Genomic DNA, 25,474 nt, shown 5'->3' on the forward strand with positions numbered 1-25,474 from the left:
ATTTATTTACAATCTATTATTTGAGTTGTGCTTCAGCTTGTCCTTGAACATTTTCAAGTACGGTCGTGAGCTCTGCTCCACCCAAATAGTCTTGCATCCCTGTTACTAAAATATCTTCAATTGCATACGTGTGTAAGCCATAGTTGACGGCTGGAATTTCATCAGTCCATGTAGAAAGGTCTGTCAGAAGTTGCTGTCCACCGAAGAATTCATCTTCAACTGCATACGCATCTCCTTCAGCTGCTGGTGAGTACGTTCCAAGAGCACCAATCTCTTCTACAAGTGTTTGGTACAAATCAGCGTTTGAACCAAATGTGTTCAACATGAATTCCGCTGCTTGTTCTTTGCCATCTACGTTTAAGACGTACCATGAACTGCCGCCCAAGTTAGAAGCGTTTACTGCGCCTTCCATATCCAAACGCGGCATTGGCACGACTGCCCAATTACCTGATTGATCTGCGGCTTGCTTAACGCTTGGTGTAATCCAGTTTCCTGTTGGAACACTGGCAACGTCGCCGCTGTTGAAGGCACCAACAAACTGGCTCCAGTCAGAAACGATTTTTGCGATGTCCGCATCCATCATTTCTTTATATGTTTCAAAAGCGTTTTCAAGTGTTTCGTTGCCTGCAAGATTTGGTGTTGAACCATCTTCATCCACATACCATGAACCGTTTGTCTGAATCATCATACGAACCTGAGCCAAATCGTTCGGATCCAAGGTCAACATGTTTTTGCCAGTTGCTTTTTTCACATCTTTACCAATTTCAATGTATTCATCCCATGTAATATTTGTTACATCTTCTACTGTGTATCCTGCTTCTTCAAGATAATCTGTGCGTACGTACAATGCCGCTACGCCAGAATCGAATGGCAATCCGTATTGCTCATCTTCAAAACTTGTTGTCGCAATTTTATATTCTGCAAAATCGTCTGAATTGATAACGTCCGTTAATGGATGGAATGCATCCGGATAAGCTTGCAGGAAGCTTTGCGCACGGTAATCTTCAATCAAAACAATGTTTGGCATTCCGTTCGTTGTACCCGAGCTGAGTCCGGTGTTTAATTTTTGAATAATATCGTCTTGTGCATTTTCAATGATGTCTACTTCAAAGTCGCCATCACCGTCGTAAGCTTCTTTGGCATTTTCAAGAGCTGCAATGTTGAATGCCGGATCCCAAGCCCAAGCCGTAATCGTATCTACGTCTGATGATCCTTCTGAATCACTTCCCCCGTTTGCTTCTTCATCCCCTGAAGAACAAGCTGCCAATACTACCATGCCGACTACCAGCAATAACATAAGATAAAATTTCTTCATCAAAAATCCCCCTTTTTGTAAGCGCTTAACCTTTCGCCTTACATACAGTATAACGACACAAAAAAAAAGATTGTTAGGACAATCTTTAGGTGTTAGTTTGAAAATTTTTAGATGTTCTAATTTTCTGTCAAATAAATTTGTATTATTAGTAGAAACTTGTAATTTCATTTGGTTTTAGTTCTTTTTTGTTTTTTTGAAGCGGCAGTTCCACTTTCACTTTTGTGCCCAGCGTTTTTTCACTTGTAATTTCGACACCATATTCTTCTCCGTAGAGTAACTGAATACGTTCATGAACATTACGAATACCAATGCCACTAAACAAATGACGCTTTTCTTTAAAATCTTCTTTCGTGTAATCGCCTTTTATTTCCATGCCATCTCCATTATCAACAATCTCACATAAGAGGTTTGATCCTTTTTGAGATACTAAAATTTGAACAAATCCTTCTTTTTTTTCATTAAATGCATGAAAAAAAGCATTTTCGATAAATGGTTGAAGAATCAACTTGGGCAACTGGCAATCCAAACAATCTGGAGAGATGAAAAAGTTCACTTTAATCCCGTCTCCATAACGCGCTTGATTGATTAAAACATAATTTTTCAAATCTATTACTTCCTGCTCAACGGTAATGGTCTGGTCGACGTTGCTCAATGCATTTTGCAGTAATGAAATTAACGCATGTATCATGTCAGTTGCTTTTTCTTTGTTGCCTTGTTGGATCATGAACTTCACTGAGGCGAGCGTATTGTAAAGAAAATGTGGATTGATTTGATGCTGCAATGCTGACAATTCTGCTCCCCGTTGCTTTTGTTGAGCTTGTACGACAAGTTCCACATATTCTTGCAATTCATTGAGCATAAAATTAAAAGCATGGGCAATTTTCTTTGTCTCGTAGCCACCCGTTTCAGGAACTGGCTTTGTGAACTCATGTTTGGCCATTGTTGAAATTTCTTTCACCAGCTTACTAATTGAATTGGTCATTCGACGGGAAATGATAAATACCACAATTACAGCAAGTAAGACGATGCCCAAACTGATCAAAAGGATTTCTTTTGTGTTGACCAAGTTATTGAGAACTGCATTTTTGTCTACTAGATTCACTAAATACATATTGTAAGTTGGCAAGTATTGCGACATGAACATATAGTCCTTATCAAAGACATGAACATTTTTGAATTCGATTTCTTCTGACTCTACTTCTTTAGCCAATGTTAGGACGTCAATTGACTCATCACCAATCAGTTCTTCATTGTTACTAGAAACCACTTTTCCTTTATCATTGATCAGTAAAACTTGGTTTTCCGTGCTTGTATATCCTTCATAAAAATCTTTCAATTGAGATTCTCGAATTGGAAAATACAAAACGCCGTAAATTTCACCAGTCGATCTCTCAACGAGTGCTTTTGTGGCTACGATCATCGGTTCATCAGTAAAAAGAGTGGAAGGGATAAATTGATAAAGCAAAGTACTTGGTCGATTAAATGAGTTTTGCGTAATTTGATGATTGCGCAGTCCTTGCCATGAAACTGGCCAATTTGAATAATTCATATTGTATAGCCGCTCGTTATTTCCAAGAACAATCATATTGGCTTCATACGATTCTATAGTTGGATAAATGCGTTCCATTTGCTTACCAATATCAAAATAGGATTTTGACGTTTCAATCGTATTCTGATTTTTTTGTGTCAGTACTTTTTTGATCGTTCCATTATTTTGCACATCATTCATCGCGCTGACGACAGCGAAACTATACGCTTCGAATTGTTTTTCAATTTGTTCTAATGATTTTGTATTTGAAATACTAAAGGTTTCCATGAATAAATTAGAAGACATTCGAATTGAACTAACTGTAATGAGTAAAGAAACCGCTACGATACTAATGACCATAATCAAAAACATTTTTACAAACAGGCTGTTATTTCTTAAGATTCGAAAGGCCCTTTTTTTCATTGTCATGATTAGCATGAAACTCCTTTCGGTATTTTCCTGGAGACATACCCGTTATCCGCTTGAAGACTTTGCAAAAATAGCTATGCTCAGAGTAGCCAACCATCCCACTAATGTTCGAAATGGAGACTTGGCTGTTTTCCAATAGTTCCATCGATTTTTTAATGCGCACCCGATTTAAATATTCACTAAAGCCCTCCTTGTGGTGTGTACTGAAATAAGAAGACAAATAAGAAGTATTAAAGTGAAAGTGAGCAGCTATTTCAGACAAGCGAAGTGGTTCGGTATAATGCTGCTCAATATAAGATAAGATTTTATTGAGGTTTCTGGATTGATCATTGGCTTTGTCATCTAAAAGAATAATGCCACGTACTTCATCTAAAAATTCATTGAATTTGTCTAATGCCCCATGAACATGATCGGCTTCGTTAATAACCGAAAAGTAAGTGTACTTTTTTTGTTCAATAGCTTGGACGTCGTATTTCATCGTTTCTAGTAGCACAATTATATTGAAAACGATATTCCCTAAAAAGGTTTTGAACTCAAAGCTGTCGTTGTGGTATCGCCCTTTCAAATAATCAACGTGATTTTCTAGATAGGTAAATGCTACGTTAAACAAACGATCTTTAAACATTTCAATAAAATGATTCAAGTCAAAATGTGCCTGTTTTTCGTTCTCTTTTGGCAATTCATCGTAACTAAACACATGTATGTCCGGCAAGTAAAACAAGTACTTTTTCATCTGCGAATAGCCTTCATCGTGCACTCTTTTAATATCTTCAATCGCATCGAATGGTTCGTAAATTGCCCACGTTTCATCCGATACTTCGTTTTTTTCTTGGTATATCGCCTCTTTAATGTACCGTAATTGGTGAGAATTAAAATTGAATAAAAGAGTCGCTTCTGTTTTGCTGGCGTTTAATAGAAATACGGGCAACTCTTCGAGAACAGCTTGCTTAACTATTGTTGCTGCCGCTACTGCATTAAGATTTTCCCCATGAATTCCAATCAACCCAAACTTATTATTGATGAAGACAGATGACGCATCCACAAAATTTGTAGAAATATCATATCCAAGAATCATACTTTCAAGTATTTCTTCGGGAGTGCGAACTGTCTTTATCGGAGAAGAAGCATTTTGTATATGCGGAATACGATCTGCAACCCTGTTTAATACGGTTAATAATTCTTGTCCATTCAACTTCGGCTTTAAAATATAATCAGCCACACCATTTTGAAAGGTTGATCGCACGTAATCAAAGTTTTCAAAGCTGCTTAAAATAATAATTTCAATGTTTGGAAATGCTTTTTTGGCTTCTCTTACCAAATCGATTCCATCCATAATGGGCATGACAATATCGGTAATAACGATATCTGGAGAAAATACGTTAATCATCTCCATCGCTTCTTTTCCATTTGAAGCTTCTCCCACAATTTCAAATCCCGCCTGTTTCCAGTCAATGTAATTCAGAATTCCTTGTCGGATTAACATCTCGTCATCTACTATAAGAACTTTGCATCTCTCTCTCACAATATCTCCCCCTTGCTACTTGCTTCATACAAAACTTCCGATGCTGTTGCTTTCTATTAGATAAAATCATACGTTAAATTCATGGAGCTTGGCAATTTCTCACTCTCTGCTGTTCTAAACACATCCTACCACCTCTTACTAATTCATGATTATTTATCAAATAACTTAACATATGAAATGAATATTTTTCATTAGAATAAAAATACTGCTCATAAAAAAACAGAATGTTCTCAGACATTATAAAAACCCAAGAACCGTTTGCCTCTTTGGCAAAAGTTCTTGAGTTTATTCTTTACATGATTCTCTTACAATTCTTCATCGCTTTGATTTGTATCCTCAATTTTTTCTTTTTGTAATACCGGCATCGTCGCAACCGGTGCTTGGGCTGCTGGTTGATTGTTGCGATTGACGTAAGATTTCAGCAACTCTCCGATATCGATGCCGGTCATTTCTTTCAGCGGCGCCTGCATGTCGACCATGGTTTTCGTCACGCTTCTGCCGAAAGACGGGATGCCTTGGCCGTTGCCGGAATCAATGATTTTCACCGATTCGATATTGCTCAGTGGCAAGGCCACTTTCTCTGCAAATACGGGCAACATGTCGATCAGTTTTTCGGTGATGATGACGTCGCCGTGTTCTTCCATGGCTTCAGCGAGTAGTTTACGAGACTCGGCTTCTGCTTTACCGCGCTCGCGAATAACTTCTGCTTCTGCGGCACCTTCATCACGTTTGATCTTGGCTTTTGCTTCCCCATCAATTACCGCACGGCGCGCATCGGCCTCTGCAGAACGTGTTGTTTCGTAATACGTCGCATCGGCTTTTGTTTTACGCACTTTGCTTTCTTCTTCTTCGAGTTTAACTGCGCGTTCACGTGCTGCGAATTGCATATTGAGTTCTTCGTCCTGGATTTCCATCGCAAGCTTCGCTTTTTCCAGCTCATAAGACTGCTCGGATTTGGCACGCGCACGTTCAGTTTCTTCTTTGAATGCTGCGTCTTTTATGTCTTTTTCTTTTTTCGATTCGGCGGTAGAAATTTGGCGTTTGTATTCTTCTTCTTTTGCCTCTTGGTCGGTTTGCGCGCGGTGAATGCGTGTTTCGCGCTCCGTATTGGCTTCTGCAATTTCAGCAAGCTTGCGCACTTCTGCGATACGCGGTCGACCCAAGTTTTCTAAGTAGCCATTATTCTCATCAGCATCACGCAAATCGGTCAAGCCGAGTGATGTGATTTTAAAGCCCATCAAATCTAGTTGTTTTTGAGCGACATCTTGAACATCCGTATTGAATTTCTCGCGGTCGCTATTGATGTCTTCTACTGTCATTTTTGAAAGAATCGCACGCAAATTACTACCAAGCACTTCGATAATTTCCGTCTCAATTTCTTCTTGTTTTTTGCCAAGAAACTGCTCGGCGTAATTAGCAATGCCATTCAACGTGTCGGCGACTTTGACCATGGCCACAGCGTCGGCAACAATCGGCACCCCAGCGTTTGTATAAACACGCGGTGTGGCAAGTTTCAGTTGAAATGACGTCAAGCTAACCGGCGTTGACGTTTGGAAACGTCTTAACAGATAGCCGCCGCCCCGAATGATTTTCATCGAGCGACCTTCGTCATCTGTAAAAATATTCGTATCTTTTGCTGGATCTCCAATTTTGGGTCCCGTAATAATTAGCGCCTCATTGGATTTCGCGGTGCGGTAACGGATCTTCATCCAGAAGAAATACCCGATGCCGGCAATTGCCGCGATGATGACTAACGCAATAATAACTGTAATAATTCCTAATGATTGCATGTTTTCTCCACTCCCTTTTGCTGATTGGCGCATCCTATTGAATGAACGATGGAATTGCGCCTATAATAGTATTACGAATAAATTAACTAAATGTTTCAAAAAAAGTAATTTTTTTTTCAAGGAAGATAACCATACTCAAAATTAAAAACGAAATCTAAGAAAAGTATGAGCATAATAGCTAGCACCAAACTAATAGCGATGAAAATTTTAGCCGACAACAATGTAGTGCGTTGAAACAGTCGAAAGAAAAGATACAACAACATGATGCCAAACGGCCAAAAAATCAGATTCGATATAGTCCACACCCATTGCGAATTTTCTTCCCAGTATGGAGCGGGGACCGGTGTGATGCCTTTGTATGTTCTATTGATAGAAGTGTGCTTGTAGATAAATACAAAAGACAAGCTGCCGTAATAAATGACAATGATGCTTTTCATCCACCACTTAAAGTAAGGGGCAATCATCGCAACCAAGACAATCAATCCGACCACGAAAAATAACAAAGTGTAGCTTTGCATGGCAATGCTCCTCTCTTCGTTCCAAGTGTTTCTTAAGTATACGCTCTTTTGGAAATTAGGTTCCATTTTTTCTAGAATGAAACATTTCGACTGGTTATGCGTATAATACATGGGAGGTGTTGCGATATGGGACTGATTCGGTGGATATTTTTTAAGAAGAAGCATCTAGCTTATACTGCTTTTGGTGATGCTATGTATTATCAAGCGGTGGATAAACTTCGCGTACAAGGTATCGACTATGACACTGTGTTACGAGTAAATGCCAATGTTCACGGCACTGAAGGTCATATGGGTTCTTCACATATGCGCGACGCCATGACGAATACTGCACAATATGATTTGTATGTAGAAATCAAAGACAAACACTTTGCAGAACAAATTTTGAACGGATAAAAGGAGTGATAATTTTGGAAATAGGTTTCAACTTAATGATTGCGATTGTTTTTGTCGGATTGACCCTTCTCGCTGCTTTCGATATTTACCGAAAATCCGCGATCAAGCTAGCCGATATTCAATTACAGCGAGACAAAGTTTCTTTAGAGCATACACAACGAGAAAAGCTGACGACTGATTGAATCGAAAAATGCGGACCAAGCGAGTAGCGCTTGATCCGCATTTTTCTTGTTTTGAGTAATTTGGGCTTGGGGGTGGTTTTGGGCGTGATGCAAACAAACTTATCGATAACGCAAACAACAGGCGGTGTTGCGCAAACAAACCACTCGTCGCTGCAAACAAAGCGGCGGATCCCGCAAATAAACTACGCGTTTCTGCAAACAACGAGCTTTAACTAGTGAATTCACACCGGAGCTAGCAAATTAGCTTCGTCTTAATAAGAGAAATTAAGCTTTTGCGAACAAATTTGTCGATTACACAACCAACTTTCCAAATACCTAGCCTTCTCCTCTTTTCATCGAAATCCCCGCTCAAAGCGTACGCGCTTTGAGCGGGGATTTCTGGTTTTGGGTAAATCGGTCTTGGTTTTGGGCGTAATGCAAACAAACTTGTCGATAACGCAAACAACGGGCGGTGTCCCGCAAACAAACCACGCGTCGCTGCAAACAACGCCTTCATCGCTACTGTTTCTTTGCTTTAATCAAAGAAGTCACACCTGAAATCACCAAAACAAAGCCCATAATGAAGAAAAGCCGCGAAAAAAGTTCGAGTCCCAGTGTTGGCGATGACATGAGTAGCGTACTCATGACGAAAAGTCCGGCGGCACACGCTATGTGAAACAGACTCAACACAATTTTACTCCTCTTAAAAATCCACGCAGCCAGTTGCAACAACAAAACGAAAGCAGCAACAAACATGATGATCGGAAACAACGGCGCGAATTTTGCGGCATAAACTAAGTAGTCGATTGTCAAAATATCAGTTGCTGTTTCAGCACCGCCGCTTAGCCAATTAGTAAAGATAGCAGAGTATGGCCATTCCCAAGGGATGTTGTCTAACCGACTACCTTCGTACAAACTAAAAAATGTCGCGACGACGAAAAAGATGAGTGCACCAAAAAACAAAATGAATTCTTTCGTATTTTTTACTAGGCTCTCTTGCATAAACCTCTCTCCTCCTTGTAACTGTTCTGTTCACCTTACCAATAATTTACCAAAAAAAGAAGAGAAACCTGGAGGCTTCTCTTCTTTCATGCACATTAAATGGGTTGTGTTTCGAACGAATCGTCGCTAATTTCACCGACGATTTCTTCTAAAATGTCTTCCATTGTTACGAGTCCGGACATGTCACCAGCTGCTGTGGTGATGATGGCCATATGCGTGCGATTTTGTTGCATTTTAGTCAACACTTTTTGAATTGGTGTCGTTTCTGGAAAACGCGACATCTCGTGGATAAACGACTCCGGATGTTGCTTTCTTCCTGCTGCCATACTGGTCAACAGCTCTTTCGTGTTGATAAACCCAATCAACTTGCCATCTTTGCTGTGATCGGCAACTGGGTAACGCGTGTATTGGTGGTTATCCAACACGGCAAAAAGTTCTGCCTGTGTAAAACGGCTATCGACTGACACGATTTCTGCTTTTGGAATCATGATGTTCCGAACAATGCGGTCATCAAACGCGAAAATATTCTTTAAGTACGTTAACTCGGTTTGGTTGATTTCGCCGCTTTGGAAACTTTCCGCCATGATCAGCTTTAACTCTTCTTCCGAGTGAGCTTCTTCGTGACCGGCTGGTTTTACGTTGAATAAACGCAGGAGCAAACGCGCCGACCCATTCATCATCCAGATGAATGGGTTCATCACTTTACCAAACCAGTATAGCGGGGGCGCTAGTAACAAGGTTACTTTTTCAGCGTATTGAATGGCTAAGGTTTTTGGCGCTAATTCGCCGATAACTACGTGTAAAAATGTCACGATGCTAAGAGCAATAGCGTAGGACAACACGGTCGATAACGCGGATGGCACATCAAACGCAACGAATAGCGGATGAAGCATCCGTTCGACGGTAGGCTCTCCAAGTGCACCAAGGGCTAAAGCGGTAACGGTAATTCCTAGCTGACAGGCTGATAAATAATAATCCAAGTTATTGGCTACTTTTTTTGCCAGTACGGCTTTTTTATTGCCTTCGGCGATTAATTGGTCGATTCTCGACATTCGCACTTTTAAAATAGCGAATTCGGCACCGACGAAAAATGCAGTTGCGATAATTAGCATCGCGATGAGTAGTAAGCTAATGCCTATTTGTCCGTCCAATTGGTATCCCTCAAATGAGGGATTCACCTCCATTAATTGTTAAGTGGAACTTACGTATTCAACTTTTTCGAATGACTGTGGAACATCACTTGCTTGATTTGCTGGTGATCCATTTCTACGATGGTCCACGAATTTGTTGACTCTGTAGAAGTAGCGCCGGTTTTGACATCTCCCGGGCTCTTGAAATGAATCCAGCCACCAATCGTATCGATGTCGTCGCTTTCATCAAAGGTTATACCAAAACGCTCTTCCAGGTCTTTCAATAACACGCGACCATTGATCACGTATTGATTGTCGCTGACTTTGTTAATGTCGGCCACTTCGTCCGCATCAAATTCATCTCGAATTTCACCGACGATTTCTTCTAAAATATCTTCCATAGTAATCATACCGGCCGTCCCCCCGTATTCGTCCGCAACGAGGGCAATATGAACGCGCGCATTTTGCATAATCAATAACGCGTTTTGCAAGCCTGTCGCTTCAAACACAGTCGGCAGTTCCAGGACAAAATCCTCGAGCTGCCATTCGCGTCCTGCGACAATATGCGGCAGCATTTTCTTGGCACTAACAAATCCAAGAATTTTGTCTTTGTCGCCATCTTCGGTTACAGGGTAACGTGTGTAATTGTTTTCATCTAAAATCTCGATAATTTCAGCAAGCGGCATGTCTTTATCTAGCGTGACGAGTTCGGTACGCGGCACCATAATGTCTTTAGCTACACGTTCATCAAACGAAAACACATTTTCCATATACGAAAGTTCGGTTTCATTGATCGCTCCGCCTTCAAAGCTCTGAACCATAACAATTTTCAACTCTTCTTCTGAATACGCTTGATCGTGACCTGCGGGTTTAACACCGAAGATTCTCAGCAACACGCGAGCCGCCCCGTTCAATGCCCAGATAAAAGGTTTCATAACCTTTCCGAACCAATAAAGCGGGGGTGCCAATAATAACGACATCTTTTCCGCAAATTGAATGGCCAAAGTTTTTGGCGCCATTTCACCGACAACGACGTGCAAATAAGTCACAAGTAAAAACGCGATGGCGTAGGAAGCCGTTGAGGCCACTGCGTCTGACACAGCAAAAAATTCAAAGATTGGGTACATTAATCGTTCAATGGTCGGTTTCCCGAGCGCTCCCAGTCCAAGTGCTGTGACGGTAATTCCGAGCTGACAGGCAGATAAATAATAATCCAAGTCGCTCGCTACTTTTTTCGCAGTTACCGCTTTTTTATTGCCTTCTGCAATCAGTTGATCGAGCCGCGACATGCGAATTTTAACAATCGCGAATTCCGAGCCAACGAAAAATGCCGTCAAGGCAATTAATAGTACTAATAAAACTAAATTCAATAAGGTTACTATGTCCACGTGTCTTCCCTGTAAAAGGGATTCACCTCCAAGTAAATTACAGCAACGCGATCAAAGCAGTTATAGCTGCTAACTGGTGCTCAAGCGCTTTGCTGATGTGTAGCTTCACGGGGCTTGGGGCATCTTTTAATTGCTCCTCCAAGCGCGTGATTTTTCGTTGCAGGCATTCGAATTCTTCATATACTTCATCGACAAGAAGTGTTGTTTCTGAAGTCTCTTGTGTAGCAAGCACGTCTTTAATTTCCGAAATCGACAGGCGCTGTTTTTTCAAAACTTGTATACGTTTGAGCGTCTGCAGGCTAGACGCCGGATAAAGCCGGTAATTGGTTTTAGTTCGCTGACTTTGTAGCAATCCCGATACCGTATAATAATCGATGGTTCTCGTTGATACCCCACTCAATTTTGCAATCTCTCCGATTTTCATTAAGTCCTTCCCAATGCAGACACCCCCTTATTTGACTCACATTAACCTAACGTGGTTAACTTCCGATCTGATCCATTGCACGAAAGCAATTTCTCTTAGTAATAAAAAATAATAGCACATTTCGATAAAAAGCATACAGTCTAACGTTCTGGTTTTGGACAGAAATAGACATCTTTTTGAGTAAGCGACATGATATCGACATGATTTGGAACTGTGGCTGTGACTAGTGACTAACTGGCTATCGCTTTGTGTGACGGGCTGCATACGTTTGTTCCATTTGATTCACTTGATTCACTTGATTCACTTGGAACAGTCTCGTTTTTTGGGCGATTTGCAAACAAATCAGCCTATCCCGCAAACAACACAATAAATAGCGCAAACAACACGCTCGCTCCTGCAAACAACATAGCGAGTTGCGCAAACAAACTACTCATTCCTGCAAACAAATTCACTCTGCCGCTATTTCACACTCGTTCACTAGTGCAAAACGCTAAAATTTCATAAAAAAAGAGCCAAGCGCAATCCGCTTGACTCCACCAACACTTATTTTTTCGTCTTTTCTTTGATTTTGTTCGCCACGTCGTCTTTCATGACCATCGCTTTGTCTTTATAGGTAGCAGCTTTTTCTTTGTAATCGTCTTTGTTTTCTTCCCAATGGGTTTTGCCTTTTTCAATCGACTTGTCTTTGAATTGGTTGAGTTTGTCTAGAAATGCCATTTGAATCATCCTCCCGTTTGTCCTGCCGCCAAGACGGTCAAGTAAACTAATGTAAGCATAACGTGTTTCCATCTCACTGTCGAAAAATAACCGTTACTGAAACTTCCTGCGCCCGCACGCGTGTAAGCTATACCGGTTGAACTAGTGATTTTTACTTGTATCGTAGAATCACAAAAGGTCCACTGCACAACTCTTGTGCGGTAGACCTTTTGTGTTTCACACAGCCACTTTCGCGGTAAATTGGCTGCGGTATAGTTCGGCATAAAAGCCGTCTCTATCGAGCAATTGCTGATGTGTGCCTTGTTCGATAACTTTTCCTTGGTCCATAACTAAGATCAAGCTAGCGTCTTTAATCGTAGACAACCGATGCGCTATCACAAAACTTGTACGTCCAGCCATCAATTGACTCATCGCTTTTTGGATAAAAATTTCCGTCCGTGTATCAACGCTCGATGTCGCTTCGTCTAAGATCATCATTGGCGGATCGGCAAGAATGGCACGTGCAATGGTCAATAATTGCTTTTGTCCTTGTGAAATATTTGATACTTCTTGGTTCAAAATGGTGTCATAACCGTCCGGCAGCGTGCGGATAAAGTGGTCGGCGTGTGCCGCTTCTGCAGCCGCACGAATTTCTTCTTCCGTAGCTCCGGTTTTGCCGTAGCCAATATTGTCACGAATGGTGCCGTTAAAGAGCCAGGTATCTTGCAACACCATTCCAAAGTTCTGACGCAATTCGTGTCTTGACATCTCTCGTGAATCCAGGCCATCAATGGTAATCCGGCCGCCATCCAGTTCGTAAAAACGCATCAATAAATTGATCAAAGTCGTTTTACCAGCACCCGTTGGCCCGACAATCGCGACTGTTTGACCTGGTAAAACATCAATGTTCATCTTGTCGATTAATCGTTTTTCACCGTAACCAAAATCGACGTCTTCAAAAGCAACTGCGCCTTTTGCACGTTCAAGAACAGCAGTCGTTACTTCTTTCACTTCTTCTTCCTCATCCAGCAATTCGAAAACTCGTTCAGCCGCAGCAATTGTCGACTGAACAATGTTGGCGATGTTCGCCGTCTGCGTGATTGGTTGTGTAAACTGTTTGGAATACGTAATAAACGCTTGAATGTCCCCAATCGAAATTGCACGCTGCGTGACCAAAATACCCCCAACGACACTAATCAACACATAGCTCAAGTTGCCGATCAACGTCATCATCGGCATGATAATCCCGGAAATAAACTGCGCTTTGCGTCCTGCATCATATAGCTCTTCATTAACGGCATCGAATTGTTCATTGGATTTTGCTTCGTGCCCAAACGCTTTGACGACTTGATGGCCGGTGTACATTTCTTCTACGTGACCATTCAAACGTCCCAGATTTTTTTGCTGGCTCTTAAAATACTTCTGCGATTTTTTCAAAATGGGTCCGATAACGAACAACGATAGCGGCAAAGAAACAACCGCGATTAGCGTCAGCAATGGACTGATGGTCAGCATCATAATCATAATCCCGACGAGCGTAACAATTGACGTAATAAACTGCGTCAAGCTTTGCTGTAAGGTGCTGCCGATCGTGTCGATGTCATTGGTCATACGGCTTAAGGTTTCGCCATTTGCCCGTCCGTCAAAATATTTGAGCGGCAATTTTTCTAGTTTTTTATTGACGTCTTGGCGCAAATCGTAAACCGTGTCTTGTGCCACGGTCGACATCATGTATTGCTGGATGTAACTAAACACACTACTAAACAAATACAAGCCGGCAAGAATGGCGAGAATCTGACCAATAACGCCAAAGTCAATCCCCCCACCTGGCACACCTTTTAACTGACCGTACGCGCCTTCGAACAATTCCGTGATCGCCATCCCCATGATTTTTGGTCCGACGATGGAAAACACCGTACTGAGAATCGCGACGAAAAAGACCGCCGCTAGTTTTTTTCGGCGTGGTTTTAAATACGCCACTAGACGTCTAAATGTGCCTTTGAAATCTTTGGCTTTTTCTGGCGGCATATTCCCACCGCCACGAGGAGGTCCCATCTGGCTCATGCAATTTCCTCCTCTGACAACTGGGATAAGGCAATTTCATGGTAAACTTCGTTGGTTTCTAACAGTTCTTTATGTGTTCCCATGCCCACTATTTTGCCTTTTTCTAGAACGATGATGCGGTCAGCGTCAACAACTGTACTTACGCGTTGTGCAACTAGTAGCACCGTAGCATTTTTCGTTTCATCTTTTAGTGCTTTACGCAACTTTGCATCGGTTTTAAAATCCAGTGCTGAGAAGCTATCATCAAAGATATACAAATCCGGCTTACGAATCAAAGCACGCGCAATGGACAAGCGCTGTTTTTGACCGCCTGATAAATTAGAGCCGCCTTGCTCGATTTCAGCCGCAAAGCCACCTTCGATTTGATCGATAAACTCTGTTGCTTGTGCCGTACTCGCCGCTTGCTTCATTTCTTGATAACTTGCATCTTGTTTACCAAAGCGAATATTGTCCGCAATGGTACCGGTGAACAGCATCGTTTTTTGTGGCACAAAACCAATTTTTGAACGAACTTCTTGTTGAGAGGCCTCACGAATATCGACGCCGTTAACACGAATCGTCCCACTTGTCACATCGTAAAAACGTGGTATTAAGTTAACAAGCGTCGACTTACCAGAACCCGTCCCGCCGATCAATGCTGTGATTTCACCGGACTTTGCGCTAAAGCTAATGTTCGACAACGCCGGTTCTTCCGCTCCTGGATAGTAGAAAGAAACATTTTCAAACGCTAGCGTTCCGCGTACGCGGTCGGCTTTAGCAGTACCATCGTCTGTGAAGGCCGGTTTCATTTCCAATACTTCGTTGATTCGTTTAGCAGATACTGCAGCACGCGGAATCATGACGAACATAAAAGATGCCATAACCAGTGCAAACATGATCATCATGACGTATTGAATAAATGCCATCAAGTCACCGATTTGCATAGCGCCGTTACCAATGCGGATGCCACCAAACCAAATAACAGCCACGACAGTTAGGTTCATCACGAGCATCATCACTGGCATTAAGAAAGCCATGACTTTGTTGACTTGAATCGACACGTCGGTCAAGTCACGATTGGCTTTTTGAAGACGTGCTTTTTCTTCTGTTTCTCTATTAAAAGCACGGATCACGCGGATGCCCGTCAAGTTTTCGCGCACGACCAAATTCAGGTTATCTATCCGCTTTTGAACTTGTTGGAAAAGAGGCATACCGTATTTCAATATTAGTAAGATTGCAACGACCAGTACAGGCATCGCGCCAATAATAACGAGCGACAATTTTGCATCTTTTGACACCGCCAAAATAATCCCACCAACTAGCATAATCGGTGCACTAATTACCATGCGCAGCATCATAATGACGACTTGTTGCACTTGTGTAATGTCGTTTGTCGTACGCGTAATCAACGATGCGGTGCCGACTTCATCAAATTCTTGAAGCGAAAATTGGCCGACATGCTTGAATACTTTTTGCCGCAAGTCGCGCCCCATTCCCATCGCTGCTTTAGAAGAGTAAAAGCTGGCAAAAACGGCGGCCACTGCCCCGACTGCGGATACGAGTAACATCCAGCCACCGATTTGCCAGATGTATGGAATATTCCCTTTGACAACGCCATTATCGATGATGTCAGCCATTAATGTCGGCAAAAACAGCTCTGCCATCGATTGACCAAAAACTAAAGCGACTACGCCTAGCACAATCCATTTGTAAGGACTGAGATTTTTTAAAATCTTAATCATTTTGTCGTCACCTCTCGTTTAGTTTCGGTTAAATACGTTGAAATTTTTTGGTGTGAGTCGATCAATTCTTCTATTTGTCGCTCCGTAAGTTGTTCACTAGCCGCCTTGAACACTTGATGCAATCCATCTTCTTGGAAATAGAGACGGTTCACTAATGCTTGCCCTTTTTCACTGAGCGACAGCAAGGTTTCACGCCGGTTGCATTCTACTTGTCGACGATTGAGATAACCTTCTTTAACTAACCCATCTACTGCCTGACTCAAGGTACTTTTGGGTAAAAAGGTTTTCTCACCGATATTCTTCTGCGTCATTTCATGGCAACAAATAATGGTCATCAAAATGGAATACTGTGGCACTGATAAGCCGTTTTCCATTGCTGACTTTTGAATAAAGCGCGCCATGTTTTTTTGCACATCCGCAAATGACAGCAGCAATTGCCTATACGTGTCCATTTCTATTTTAGTGTTCATTTCCACACCATCCTTCCTTTATGAACCGTTCCAAACGGAACTATTGAATCTATGGCTCTCAAGCTACTCCGATTATGACTATTCGTCAACTTTCAAAGATTGGATTTTTGGCGGCATTAAAAAACGACTTCTGTCGGTGTTCTGACGGAAGTCGTTTATGATTTAGTTTTTTGGGTCATTGTAACGCTGTAAGCTCGACAGCAGTCTATTAACAACATAAGCAATTTCCGGTTTTTCGTAAAATCTTGTGGCTTGGTCCAGACAGTGCGGAATACATGGGTAACAAATTGCTCACAAACAGATTGATCAGGATTGGTCTGTCGGGCAATATTCCATATGATTCGATGATAACGGTCGTACAAATCAACTAATGCCTGTTCTTCCCGATTGTGGATACCAATCATCAATTTTTCGTCTATGGACAATTTGTCACCCCCTCTCTTTAGGCATTTCCTTTATCTGATTATCTCAAACCAAAATATCTCGAAATAAAGGCAATTAATTCAAAAAATAAAAAAACATCAGAAAAAAACTTCCTTTTGGAGAGTTTTCTGATGCTATAGAACTATTATAATGTCTTATGAAGGATATTTTTTAACGCTTTGTCCAGTGTTGGATAAGCAAAGTGAAATCCTTCCTGTTGCAAACGCTCAGGTAAAATCCAGCGACTTTTTAAAATTAGTTCAGGTTCTGTTCCAATCACAACTGCTCCAATATTCAACATCCACTTGGTAGCCGGCAAACCCAGCCTTTTGTCCATTGCTATGCGCAACTGCTTCATCAGTTCACGATTTGTTACAGGTTCTGCGGATGTGGTGTTGATAACGCCGCTTAGGTGATCGTGGTCACGCACGAAAAGAATAATGCGGTAAACGTCTTCTACATGAATCCAGCTAAACATTTGTTTGCCATTGCCTTGTTTGCCGCCAAGTCCAAAGCGAACCATGTTTTCATAAGGGGTCATGACACCGCCATCTTTGCCAAGGACAATGGATAGACGCAGCGCTACTCGTCGCGTATTCGGTAAGTTAAAGCTAAATAGTGCTTGTTCCCACGCCTTGCCCACTTCCACTGAAAAGCCTTTGCCGAATTCTCCGTTCGCTTCTGTCATGGGTCGATCTTCCGCATGGCGGTATATCGTCGACGTGCTGGAATTGACCCATAGCGGTGGTGGGTTATCACAGCTTAAAATGGCTGTGCCTAGCGCTTCTGTCGTTTCCATCCGCGAATCAAAAATTTCTCGTTTATTGGCTTCGGTATACCGGCAATTCACCGATTTCCCAGCCAAGTTGACGACCATCTCCGCGCCTTCTAGTGCGCTAACGATCCCTGTATGATTGGTCCAATTCAAATGACTGGGTTGTCGTGAAATAATGATGACTTGGTAACCTTGCTCTGTAAACTTCTTTTCTAAATACTGCCCAACAAATCCAGTACCTCCAGCCAATACAATCTTTTTCATTTCGCCACCTATTTTCTGTATATTCTTATCCTACTTGACGTCCTAACCGCGTAAAAGATACGGATTAACCGAATTCTTTTTGGTGCTTTTTTTTGCGTTTCAAGTAATCTTCGTCTTCTCTAATTTCGTCCCAGCGCTTTTTGAAAATGGCCGCCGACTCGGCTTTTACCGGATCAATATCACGTTCTTTGATGTTGCCGTCTTCATTGTATTTGCGGCCGCCTTTGTAATTGGTATAACGGCGTGCGCGCGTATAGCCCATTTGAATAAATTTACGTGCCATGTCCATCCCGACAAAATCATCTTGTTTGCGATACTCCTCGAACATCTCTGAAATCTTATCGCACGACTCTTGTGCAATGTCTGGTGTCTTAAATCGCCAATGTGGCAAAATCTCTCCTTTATACGGCTCCACCATCAATACGCCCTGCTCACCTCTGCCAACACGGTATAGCTCGGGATGTTTGCGTAAATCCAAATTTTCATAATCCAACTCATAATCAAACGCCATCGTTATCCGCTCCTTTGCGCATCTACTTTGTTAAGAATATACCCCAGATTAGGCTGTATAATCTTTTTGAGAGCAAAATTGGAGGGGGATGGATATACACTGCGAACACCCGGGTTAAGAAAAAAATCCATTTCGCTCAGTATAAGAAAAAGCTGATTCCGTGGAATCAGCTCAGCTTGTTTACTGCCGTAAAATTTTGTCCATTGACTTGCCCTTGGCTAGCTCGTCGATCAACTTGTCCAAATAGCGAATTTCTCGCATTGTAGGTTCTTCCACGTTTTCAACGCGGACGCCACAAACCACCCCTTTAATTAACTCGCGCGAAGGGTTTAACATCGGTGCTTCTAGCAGGAAAGGAGCAAATGCGGTTTGTTGTGCGAGTTGGGCTTCTAGTTGTTCTTGGCTGTATCCGGTAAACCACCGAATGATTTCATCAACTTCTGCTTTAGTGCGATTTTTTCGCTCGGCTTTGGCGACGTAGCAATCGTAAATTTTGGCGGCAGTCATTTTGTAGATTTTATGCTCTGTCATTAGGGCTCCCTCCTTGCACTACTTGCTGTCCTCATTATACACGAAACAGAACGTTTGTACCCCTAAAAGCCCCAGAGAAGGCGTATGCTTTCTCCGGGGTTTTCGATATCGGTCGCTTATTCAAAAGTTGCGTCTTTTGGAACTTTGTACACACGTGCTTCATATGGCAGCAATTGTGCTGAATCGTTGTTGCTGTAATTTCCCAACAACAGCGTTGAATTTTCAGGATTGACGCCACACATACATGCGTGCTGTGCAAGGTTTGTGACGATAAACACTTTGTCATCGCCGTATTCTCGCGTGTACGCAAATACGGCTTCGTGACCCATTTCGATTAGCGTATACTCTCCGTAAACAAATACGTCCATATTCTTCCGGAGCCAGATCATCTGTTTGTAGAAGGCTAGTACCGAATGCGGATCGTTTTCTTGCGCTTTGACGTTCAGCCACTGGTAATTGGGGTTAATGCCCATCCAAGGGGATGCATCTGAAAATCCAGCATGTAACGTATTGTCCCATTGCATCGGCGTTCGTGAATGATCACGACTCGTCGCCCGCAGCAAAGTCATAATGGCCTCGTGTTGCATGCCGGTTTCTTTTTTATGAAAATATAAGTTATGCGTATGGACATCATCAAAATGATCCAACTCTTCAAACGGCGCATTGGTCATACCGATTTCTTGGCCTTGGTAAATGAACGGTGTTCCTTGCATAAAGAAATACATGCACGCTAATGCCGTTGCGCTTTCACGCCAGTACTGTTGATCATTTCCCCAAGTGGAAACGACGCGTGGTCTGTCGTGATTTTCAATAAATAGCGCATTCCAGCCGACACCGTTTACTTTGTTTTGCCATTTGCTAAGTACGTGTTTTAGTTCTGGTACGTTTACGCCGTTGCGCACTTCAATATTCCACAAATCGATGTCTTCGAATTGGAAAATCATATTGAATTTCCCGGTCTTTTCACTTACCCATTCGTCAATTTCGTCTGCGGAAACGCCGTTCGCTTCACCAACAGTCATAATGTCGTGTTTGCCAAACGTCTCATCGTATAATTCTTGCAACATCGGCTGAATACCATCGACGTTCATTATTTTTTCCCACGAAGGGACGAATACATGCCCTTCCGCATCGGCCGTGTTCGTGTAATCTTTTTTAATATGGCTGATGGCATCGACGCGAAACCCATCGATTCCTCTCGCAATCCACCAATTGATCATTTTATAAAGTTCTTTACGGACTTCGGGATTTTCCCAATTTAGATCGGGCTGCTTTTTTGAAAAGATATGTAAAAAATATTGCTTGGTCTTTTCATCGTATTCCCAGGCTGGTCCTCCAAATATACTTTCCCAATTTAGCGGTTCGTCGCGCCAGACATACCAATCTCGTTTCGGATGATCGCGTGATGAGCTGGATTCCAAAAACCAAGGATGCTCGTCGCTCGTATGGTTAATGACTAAATCAATGATCAACTTCATGTCGCGCGCATGGACTTGTTCCATCAGCAAATCGAAATCTTCCATCGTGCCGAAATCCTCTAAAATTTCCTGGTAATCGCTAATATCGTAGCCGTTATCATCATTGGGTGACTTGTACATCGGACATACCCAGATTACGTCAATGCCGAGGCCTTTTAAATAATCCAATTTGCTCGTAATGCCATTAATATCACCAAGACCATTTCCGTCAGAATCCATGAAACTGCGCGGATAAACTTGGTAGACGACTGCTTCTTTCCACCATTTTTTATTCATATCCGATCCCTCTCAAAGACGTCGGCAGGAACCTCTTTCTATTAGTCGAGAAGGCACTACGACTTGTTTGGGAGGCACTGACTCGTCCGTTATTTTCTCTACTACCAACTCTGCTGCATGCAAACCAAGGTCATAAATTGAAATGTCGACTGTGCTGAGTGGCGGTTTTAAATGTTTCGAAATCATGTGATTGTTAAAACCGATAATGGAAACGTCTTCTGGTACTTGGATTTTTAAGTCTTCCAGGTAGCCGATGACTTCGTAAGCAACCATGTCATCATGCGTAACAATGGCCGTTGGCGGTAATTCGAGTGCCATTAATCGGCGAATTGCCTCACTTTTATCGCCTTGCATAAACTCTTGATTGACTGTATAAGCCACATCAAACAGAATGCCATGTTTATTCAACGCTTGCTTATAGCCTTCTAACCGGTCGAGCGATACGACAAAATCTGTCGCACCTCCGACAAATGCAATCTGCCTGTGACCCAGTCCAATCAAGTATTCCACTGTTTCCTTGGCGGTATTGATATTGTCGTTATCGACATAGGTTACCGAACACGGATTTTTGTACGGCCGGCCGACTACAGCAAACGGCAAACCGCTTTGGCACAAGTATTCCATAACAGGATCTCCAATTTTTGAGTAAAGAAGAACAATCCCATCAACTCGTCGACCTTGCACCATTTCAATAACTTCTTCGTAAATTTCTTCTTGCGTAGCACCGGTCGACAAATACAGTCCGTATTGACTTTCATGTGCCCTAGTTGAAATGCCGCGTAGCACTTCAGGGAAAAAGGGATTTTGAAAGGCCAATGCGGCTGAATTTTCCATGATGACACCGAGTGTCCGACTGTTTTTCGCTACTAAATTACGTGCTTGAAAATTTGGGTAGTACCCCAGTTCTTTCATGACTTCCCGCACTTTCACTTTTGTCTTGACGCTGATTCGTGGATTGTCGGCGATCACTCGTGATACAGTGGCCGGCGACACATTTGCCTGTTTCGCAACGTCTTTGATTGTGACTGCCATTTTACCGTCCTCCTATTTCACTGCCCCATCCGATACCCCTTTAATAATTTCGCGTTGTGCGAAGAAATAAAAGATGATGACTGGAACGATCGCGAGTGTTAACCCCGCAAGTGCCAAATGCCACTGCTTCGTGTATTCACCAAAGAAGAAGAACATCTTCAACGGAATCGTTTCACTTCCTGGTGTATTGATCACCAGGGATGGCAATAAATAATCGTTCCAAATCCAAATGATGTTTAAAATGGCTACTGTTACTGTAATTGGTTTTAAGATTGGGAAAATAATATGCCAAAACACTTGCCAGCGGTTGGCTCCATCAATTGTCGCCGCTTCATCCAGTGAACGTGGGATATTGTTTAGTGCACCGTGATACAAGAAAATAGAAAGACTCGCACCAAAGCCAATATACATAAAAATTAAGCCCCCCCGGTTTAACAGTTCAAACTTACCGAATACCGTAACGAGCGGAATCATTACCGACTGAAACGGGATGAGCATGGCTGCAACGAAAGTGAAAAACAATACCGTGCTGAGCTTACTTTTCGCGCGCGATAAGGCATATGCCGCCATCGCTGAGAAAACAATGATCAACACAACGCTGACAACTGTAATTAATAGCGAATTAAATAATGTCTGCAAAAAATCCAGTTCTTCAAAAGCCGTAATGTAATTATCAAAGCTCCAATTTTCGGGAGGACTGATAGTGTCCATGAAAATTTCTTTTTTTGATTTGAATGAGTTGACGAACATTAAGTAAAACGGAGCCAACCACAAAAGTGCTAACACCAAGCCAAGAATTTCTAATTTCAAATTCCATTTTTTCTTCATTACATTTCAACCTCCTTGCGTTTGTTCAAATACACTTGGACAAGGGCAATGATTGCGACGATAACGAAGAAAATAACAGCTTTTGCCTGCGCATACGCAAAAGCATTTTGCGTAAACGCTGTTTTGAAAATTTCCATTGCGACCATTTCAGTAGAGTTATAAGGTCCACCAGCGGTTAGCGACAAGTTTTGGTCGTACAGCTTGAACGTATTTGAAAGTGTCAGGAACATACTAACAGTAAACGCCGGTGCCACAAGTGGAAAAACCACATAACGGAAACGTTGAAACGAAGAAGCTCCGTCAATTTCAGAGGCTTCTAGCAACTCTTTTGGCATGCCTTCTAAATAAGCGATATAGATAACCATAATGTATCCGGCCATCTGCCAGCTCATCAAAATAACCAAGCCCCAGAATCCCGTGTCCGTTGTAGACAACCAGCCTTGTAAGCTTTCCATCCCAATAATTTCACCAACACTTGCAAACACTTTGATGAAAATAAACTGCCAGATAAATCCTAAGATCAATCCACCTATCAAATTCGGCATGAAGAACGTCGTACGCAGTAATTTGCTTGAGCGAACACGTCCCGTAACGAGCAGTGCTAGTGATAAGCCAATGACGTTAATTAAAATAACCGAAACAATTGAGAATTTTGTTGTGAACCAGAGCGAATCAAGAAAACGCTGATCTTTGAACAAGTCGATGTAGTTTTGGAAACCGACGAATTCTCCTGTGTCGATGCCGTTCCAGGTGGTGAAGGAGTAATAGACGCCGAGTAGCATCGGAACAATGACAACTAGCGTAAGTGCCAATAAGACAGGGGCTAGAAACAACCAATAAGATAAATCTTTTGTACGCATACAGGCATCATTCCTTTCTTGATTTGGTCGGTTAAGTTTAGATTGGGTTAGCGATAGTCCGCAAAACAGCTACGCTTGCCGCGGGCGTCTCCGCTATTTTGCTGCCTATCTTTTATTTTTCGACTAGCAATACCAACAACTCTCACGTTGTAGCTAGCAAATCTCTTAGCACCGGCGCGTCCACGGGCTAGGCGGAGCAATAAGACGAATGCTCTTCTCGGCTTATTGTGTGAGCCATGCCCTAAGCGACCGGTGCGGTTTATAAGAGTGAAGCCCTTGTCATTTACCCCAGCAACAAAACAGCTGCTCTCACGTTGTAGCTAGCAAGTCTCTTAGCACCGGCGCGTCCACGGGCTAGGCGGAGCAATAAGACGAGTGTTCTTCTCGGCTTATTGTGTGAGCCATGCCCTAAGCGACCGGTGCGGTTTATAAGTGCGAAGCCCTGTCATTTACCCCAGCAACAAAACAAAGTAGCACAGAGGCTACTTTGTTTAACACGCTCATCGTGAAAGTTTGCTTGAAATTGTATTACTTAGCTCTATCTGCTTCCCAAGCTTCTTTTGCTGAATCGATCACTTCGTCCCAGCTTGCTTCATCGCTTAGGTATTTCTGGATGTTCGAACCAAGTACATCTTCACCCCATCCAGTTGGATAGCCCATGAAGACCCAGCCGATTGTATTGCCTGACTCAGATGCATCATAAATGGCTTTCGACATGGGATCAGAGATTTTCGATGTGTCGTAACCTTCGTAAGCCGGGATGAATTTGAAGTCTTCTACCACAGCTGTTTTACCTACATCAGATGTGTACAACCAATCCAAAAATTCTTTTGATTCTTTAACAACTGCTTCGTCCGCTTTTTTGTTTACGCCCCAATACATCGGTACGCCCACTGGTAAGCCTGTGTTTTCTACGCCTTCAACAGGAATTGGCATAAGACCAATGCCATTGTCTGCAAGTTCTGGATCGATACCCGCGATTGAACCGTACGCCCAGTTTCCTTGTTGAATAATTGCTACACGTTCAAGTGAAAATAATTCTTCGACTTGCTGAGAGTAATCAAGACTAACAGTTGGTTGTTTCGAGTATTCATTTTGCAAATCAACGATTTTCTTAAAACCGTCAGCGTATTTAAAATCGACTGTTTTCGCATCAAATGCTGTTAATACGTTGTTGTCGAACTCTGGAGCAAGAAAGGTGTTTGATAAGTGAAGTCCTGTTACCCACGTTTCTTTTCCTGGGAAAGCGAAGACTGATTCAAGACCAAGCTCGTCTTTTTTCGAATCCAAGGTTTTCACAGCTTTTTCGAGTGATGCAAAATCCGTGATGGATGCCGGATCGATTCCTGCTTCTTCAAATAGACGCGTATTGTAGATAAAGCCGTAACCTTCTTGGTTATAAGGAAGTCCAAGCACTTCAGATTCTACGGTTACACCGTCAAGCGTGCCGTCAAGTGCCGCTCCTGCAGCTGCTGTGTCCGTTAAGTCTGATAGATTGTCTTTCCAGTCCGCTACATCTTGAGGTCCACCGATATTAAAGATTGCCGGTTCGTTACCAGATGCAAAGCGTGAACGAAGTGCTGCGCCGTAATCTTCTCCGCCACCAACCGTTGTGATTTCAATGTTCACGTTCGGGTTTTCTTTTTCGTAAAGTGCCACAACGTCTTCAAACTGGTCTTTGAATTCCACTTTAAATTGGAAAATGTCTACCGTTACTTCTTCACCTTCTGCGCTCGATCCGTCCTTTTCCCCGTCGCTACTACATCCTGCCAATACTGCAGCTGACAACATCAATGATGCTACAAGTCCTTTGCTAAACCTTACTTCCTTCATCAGTAAATCCCCCTTTGAGTTGTTGTGAAATCGTTTGCACAAACGAACAAATAAAAAGCGGAAACGGACTGGAGAGTGTTCCCGAAAATTAATTATCTGTATCATAACATCA

General features: G+C 42.4%; 25 protein-coding genes. 2 read left to right on the top strand and 23 right to left on the bottom strand.

Annotation, left to right across the window (positions count from 1 at the left end; genetic code table 11):
• Nucleotides 1-16: 16 nt before the first annotated feature.
• The 5 genes from FQ085_RS15145 to FQ085_RS15165 form a co-directional block, all read right to left on the bottom strand.
• Nucleotides 17-1,315, bottom strand: a complete 1,299-nt coding sequence (locus FQ085_RS15145; RefSeq protein WP_058386272.1) for an ABC transporter substrate-binding protein — start codon at nucleotides 1,313-1,315, stop codon at nucleotides 17-19.
• Nucleotides 1,316-1,460: 145 nt separating this feature from the next.
• The gene (locus FQ085_RS15150) at nucleotides 1,461-3,272 is read right to left on the bottom strand and encodes a sensor histidine kinase (RefSeq protein ID WP_058386273.1); all 1,812 of its coding nucleotides are present in this window, start codon (nucleotides 3,270-3,272) and stop codon (nucleotides 1,461-1,463) included.
• Nucleotides 3,232-4,794 carry a response regulator transcription factor gene (locus FQ085_RS15155; protein ID WP_058386274.1) on the bottom strand — a complete coding sequence of 521 codons (1,563 nt, stop codon included), beginning with the start codon at nucleotides 4,792-4,794 and terminating at the stop codon, nucleotides 3,232-3,234. The genes FQ085_RS15150 and FQ085_RS15155 overlap by 41 nt, the downstream gene beginning before the upstream one ends.
• A 305-nt stretch (nucleotides 4,795-5,099) precedes the next feature.
• Complete coding sequence (locus tag FQ085_RS15160) at nucleotides 5,100-6,584, bottom strand: flotillin family protein (RefSeq protein WP_149457046.1); 1,485 nt, start codon at nucleotides 6,582-6,584, stop codon at nucleotides 5,100-5,102.
• Between the two features lie 116 nt (nucleotides 6,585-6,700).
• Nucleotides 6,701-7,102 carry a hypothetical protein gene (locus FQ085_RS15165; protein WP_149457047.1) on the bottom strand — a complete coding sequence of 134 codons (402 nt, stop codon included), beginning with the start codon at nucleotides 7,100-7,102 and terminating at the stop codon, nucleotides 6,701-6,703.
• A 126-nt stretch (nucleotides 7,103-7,228) separates the two neighbouring features.
• On the opposite strand from FQ085_RS15165, the gene FQ085_RS15170 reads away from it, so the two are divergent.
• Nucleotides 7,229-7,495, top strand: coding sequence for a hypothetical protein (locus FQ085_RS15170; protein ID WP_149457048.1), 267 nt, complete (start codon nucleotides 7,229-7,231; stop codon nucleotides 7,493-7,495).
• Between the two features lie 14 nt (nucleotides 7,496-7,509).
• A complete protein-coding gene (locus FQ085_RS18155; RefSeq protein WP_188074763.1) occupies nucleotides 7,510-7,677 on the top strand; it encodes a hypothetical protein in 168 nt (55 codons plus the stop codon).
• Nucleotides 7,678-7,909: 232 nt separating this feature from the next.
• On the opposite strand, the gene FQ085_RS15175 is transcribed toward FQ085_RS18155, so the two are convergent.
• The 18 genes from FQ085_RS15175 to FQ085_RS15255 form a co-directional block, all read right to left on the bottom strand.
• Entirely contained in the window at nucleotides 7,910-8,173 is a 264-nt protein-coding gene (locus tag FQ085_RS15175) for a hypothetical protein (protein WP_149457049.1), read from the bottom strand.
• Nucleotides 8,174-8,175: 2 nt separating this feature from the next.
• The gene (locus FQ085_RS15180) at nucleotides 8,176-8,658 is read right to left on the bottom strand and encodes a DUF4306 domain-containing protein (RefSeq protein ID WP_149457050.1); all 483 of its coding nucleotides are present in this window, start codon (nucleotides 8,656-8,658) and stop codon (nucleotides 8,176-8,178) included.
• A gap of 95 nt (nucleotides 8,659-8,753) precedes the next feature.
• Complete coding sequence (locus FQ085_RS15185) at nucleotides 8,754-9,809, bottom strand: hemolysin family protein (RefSeq protein ID WP_058386278.1); 1,056 nt, start codon at nucleotides 9,807-9,809, stop codon at nucleotides 8,754-8,756.
• 50 nt (nucleotides 9,810-9,859) lie between these two features.
• A complete protein-coding gene (locus FQ085_RS15190) occupies nucleotides 9,860-11,176 on the bottom strand; it encodes a hemolysin family protein (RefSeq protein ID WP_058386279.1) in 1,317 nt (438 codons plus the stop codon).
• 37 nt (nucleotides 11,177-11,213) lie between these two features.
• The gene (locus tag FQ085_RS15195; protein ID WP_058386280.1) at nucleotides 11,214-11,600 is read right to left on the bottom strand and encodes a MerR family transcriptional regulator; all 387 of its coding nucleotides are present in this window, start codon (nucleotides 11,598-11,600) and stop codon (nucleotides 11,214-11,216) included.
• Between the two features lie 543 nt (nucleotides 11,601-12,143).
• Complete coding sequence (locus tag FQ085_RS18160) at nucleotides 12,144-12,317, bottom strand: hypothetical protein (RefSeq protein WP_169793163.1); 174 nt, start codon at nucleotides 12,315-12,317, stop codon at nucleotides 12,144-12,146.
• A 216-nt stretch (nucleotides 12,318-12,533) separates the two neighbouring features.
• Nucleotides 12,534-14,360 (bottom strand): ABC transporter ATP-binding protein, encoded by a 1,827-nt coding sequence (locus FQ085_RS15200; RefSeq protein ID WP_149457051.1) that lies wholly within the window; start codon nucleotides 14,358-14,360, stop codon nucleotides 12,534-12,536.
• The gene (locus FQ085_RS15205) at nucleotides 14,357-16,081 is read right to left on the bottom strand and encodes an ABC transporter ATP-binding protein (RefSeq protein WP_149457052.1); all 1,725 of its coding nucleotides are present in this window, start codon (nucleotides 16,079-16,081) and stop codon (nucleotides 14,357-14,359) included. Before FQ085_RS15205 ends, FQ085_RS15200 begins: the two co-directional genes overlap by 4 nt.
• Nucleotides 16,078-16,551: a MarR family winged helix-turn-helix transcriptional regulator gene (locus tag FQ085_RS15210; protein ID WP_149457053.1), complete on the bottom strand. Its 474-nt coding sequence runs from the start codon at nucleotides 16,549-16,551 to the stop codon at nucleotides 16,078-16,080. Before FQ085_RS15210 ends, FQ085_RS15205 begins: the two co-directional genes overlap by 4 nt.
• A 155-nt stretch (nucleotides 16,552-16,706) precedes the next feature.
• A complete protein-coding gene (locus FQ085_RS15215; RefSeq protein ID WP_149457054.1) occupies nucleotides 16,707-16,976 on the bottom strand; it encodes an RNA polymerase sigma factor in 270 nt (89 codons plus the stop codon).
• Between the two features lie 143 nt (nucleotides 16,977-17,119).
• The gene (locus FQ085_RS15220; protein ID WP_149457055.1) at nucleotides 17,120-18,013 is read right to left on the bottom strand and encodes a TIGR01777 family oxidoreductase; all 894 of its coding nucleotides are present in this window, start codon (nucleotides 18,011-18,013) and stop codon (nucleotides 17,120-17,122) included.
• Between the two features lie 64 nt (nucleotides 18,014-18,077).
• Nucleotides 18,078-18,524, bottom strand: coding sequence for a DUF4385 domain-containing protein (locus tag FQ085_RS15225; RefSeq protein ID WP_149457056.1), 447 nt, complete (start codon nucleotides 18,522-18,524; stop codon nucleotides 18,078-18,080).
• A 180-nt stretch (nucleotides 18,525-18,704) separates the two neighbouring features.
• Nucleotides 18,705-19,055 (bottom strand): DUF2200 domain-containing protein, encoded by a 351-nt coding sequence (locus FQ085_RS15230; protein WP_071153964.1) that lies wholly within the window; start codon nucleotides 19,053-19,055, stop codon nucleotides 18,705-18,707.
• Between the two features lie 116 nt (nucleotides 19,056-19,171).
• A complete protein-coding gene (locus FQ085_RS15235; RefSeq protein WP_149457057.1) occupies nucleotides 19,172-20,809 on the bottom strand; it encodes a glycoside hydrolase family 13 protein in 1,638 nt (545 codons plus the stop codon).
• A gap of 12 nt (nucleotides 20,810-20,821) precedes the next feature.
• Nucleotides 20,822-21,841, bottom strand: a complete 1,020-nt coding sequence (locus FQ085_RS15240; RefSeq protein ID WP_149457058.1) for a LacI family DNA-binding transcriptional regulator — start codon at nucleotides 21,839-21,841, stop codon at nucleotides 20,822-20,824.
• 12 nt (nucleotides 21,842-21,853) lie between these two features.
• A complete protein-coding gene (locus tag FQ085_RS15245) occupies nucleotides 21,854-22,669 on the bottom strand; it encodes a carbohydrate ABC transporter permease (protein WP_071153967.1) in 816 nt (271 codons plus the stop codon).
• Nucleotides 22,669-23,529: a carbohydrate ABC transporter permease gene (locus FQ085_RS15250; protein WP_071153968.1), complete on the bottom strand. Its 861-nt coding sequence runs from the start codon at nucleotides 23,527-23,529 to the stop codon at nucleotides 22,669-22,671. The genes FQ085_RS15245 and FQ085_RS15250 overlap by 1 nt, the downstream gene beginning before the upstream one ends.
• 528 nt (nucleotides 23,530-24,057) lie before the next feature.
• The gene (locus tag FQ085_RS15255) at nucleotides 24,058-25,362 is read right to left on the bottom strand and encodes an ABC transporter substrate-binding protein (RefSeq protein WP_149457059.1); all 1,305 of its coding nucleotides are present in this window, start codon (nucleotides 25,360-25,362) and stop codon (nucleotides 24,058-24,060) included.
• Between the last annotated feature and the right edge of the window lie 112 nt (nucleotides 25,363-25,474).

Source organism: Planococcus sp. ANT_H30 (genome assembly GCF_008369335.1).
Taxonomy (GTDB): domain Bacteria; phylum Bacillota; class Bacilli; order Bacillales_A; family Planococcaceae; genus Planococcus; species Planococcus kocurii.

Coding starts and splice junctions, on each gene's coding strand:
- FQ085_RS15145 (WP_058386272.1), bottom strand. CDS start 1,315: ATGAAGAAATTTTATCTTATGTTATTGCTGGTAGTCGGCATGGTAGTA.
- FQ085_RS15150 (WP_058386273.1), bottom strand. CDS start 3,272: ATGACAATGAAAAAAAGGGCCTTTCGAATCTTAAGAAATAACAGCCTG.
- FQ085_RS15160 (WP_149457046.1), bottom strand. CDS start 6,584: ATGCAATCATTAGGAATTATTACAGTTATTATTGCGTTAGTCATCATC.
- FQ085_RS15165 (WP_149457047.1), bottom strand. CDS start 7,102: ATGCAAAGCTACACTTTGTTATTTTTCGTGGTCGGATTGATTGTCTTG.
- FQ085_RS15170 (WP_149457048.1), top strand. CDS start 7,229: ATGGGACTGATTCGGTGGATATTTTTTAAGAAGAAGCATCTAGCTTAT.
- FQ085_RS15175 (WP_149457049.1), bottom strand. CDS start 8,173: ATGAAGGCGTTGTTTGCAGCGACGCGTGGTTTGTTTGCGGGACACCGC.
- FQ085_RS15180 (WP_149457050.1), bottom strand. CDS start 8,658: ATGCAAGAGAGCCTAGTAAAAAATACGAAAGAATTCATTTTGTTTTTT.
- FQ085_RS15195 (WP_058386280.1), bottom strand. CDS start 11,600: ATGAAAATCGGAGAGATTGCAAAATTGAGTGGGGTATCAACGAGAACC.
- FQ085_RS18160 (WP_169793163.1), bottom strand. CDS start 12,317: ATGGCATTTCTAGACAAACTCAACCAATTCAAAGACAAGTCGATTGAA.
- FQ085_RS15200 (WP_149457051.1), bottom strand. CDS start 14,360: ATGAGCCAGATGGGACCTCCTCGTGGCGGTGGGAATATGCCGCCAGAA.
- FQ085_RS15205 (WP_149457052.1), bottom strand. CDS start 16,081: ATGATTAAGATTTTAAAAAATCTCAGTCCTTACAAATGGATTGTGCTA.
- FQ085_RS15210 (WP_149457053.1), bottom strand. CDS start 16,551: ATGAACACTAAAATAGAAATGGACACGTATAGGCAATTGCTGCTGTCA.
- FQ085_RS15220 (WP_149457055.1), bottom strand. CDS start 18,013: ATGAAAAAGATTGTATTGGCTGGAGGTACTGGATTTGTTGGGCAGTAT.
- FQ085_RS15225 (WP_149457056.1), bottom strand. CDS start 18,524: ATGGCGTTTGATTATGAGTTGGATTATGAAAATTTGGATTTACGCAAA.
- FQ085_RS15230 (WP_071153964.1), bottom strand. CDS start 19,055: ATGACAGAGCATAAAATCTACAAAATGACTGCCGCCAAAATTTACGAT.
- FQ085_RS15235 (WP_149457057.1), bottom strand. CDS start 20,809: ATGAATAAAAAATGGTGGAAAGAAGCAGTCGTCTACCAAGTTTATCCG.
- FQ085_RS15240 (WP_149457058.1), bottom strand. CDS start 21,841: ATGGCAGTCACAATCAAAGACGTTGCGAAACAGGCAAATGTGTCGCCG.
- FQ085_RS15245 (WP_071153967.1), bottom strand. CDS start 22,669: ATGAAGAAAAAATGGAATTTGAAATTAGAAATTCTTGGCTTGGTGTTA.
- FQ085_RS15250 (WP_071153968.1), bottom strand. CDS start 23,529: ATGCGTACAAAAGATTTATCTTATTGGTTGTTTCTAGCCCCTGTCTTA.
- FQ085_RS15255 (WP_149457059.1), bottom strand. CDS start 25,362: ATGAAGGAAGTAAGGTTTAGCAAAGGACTTGTAGCATCATTGATGTTG.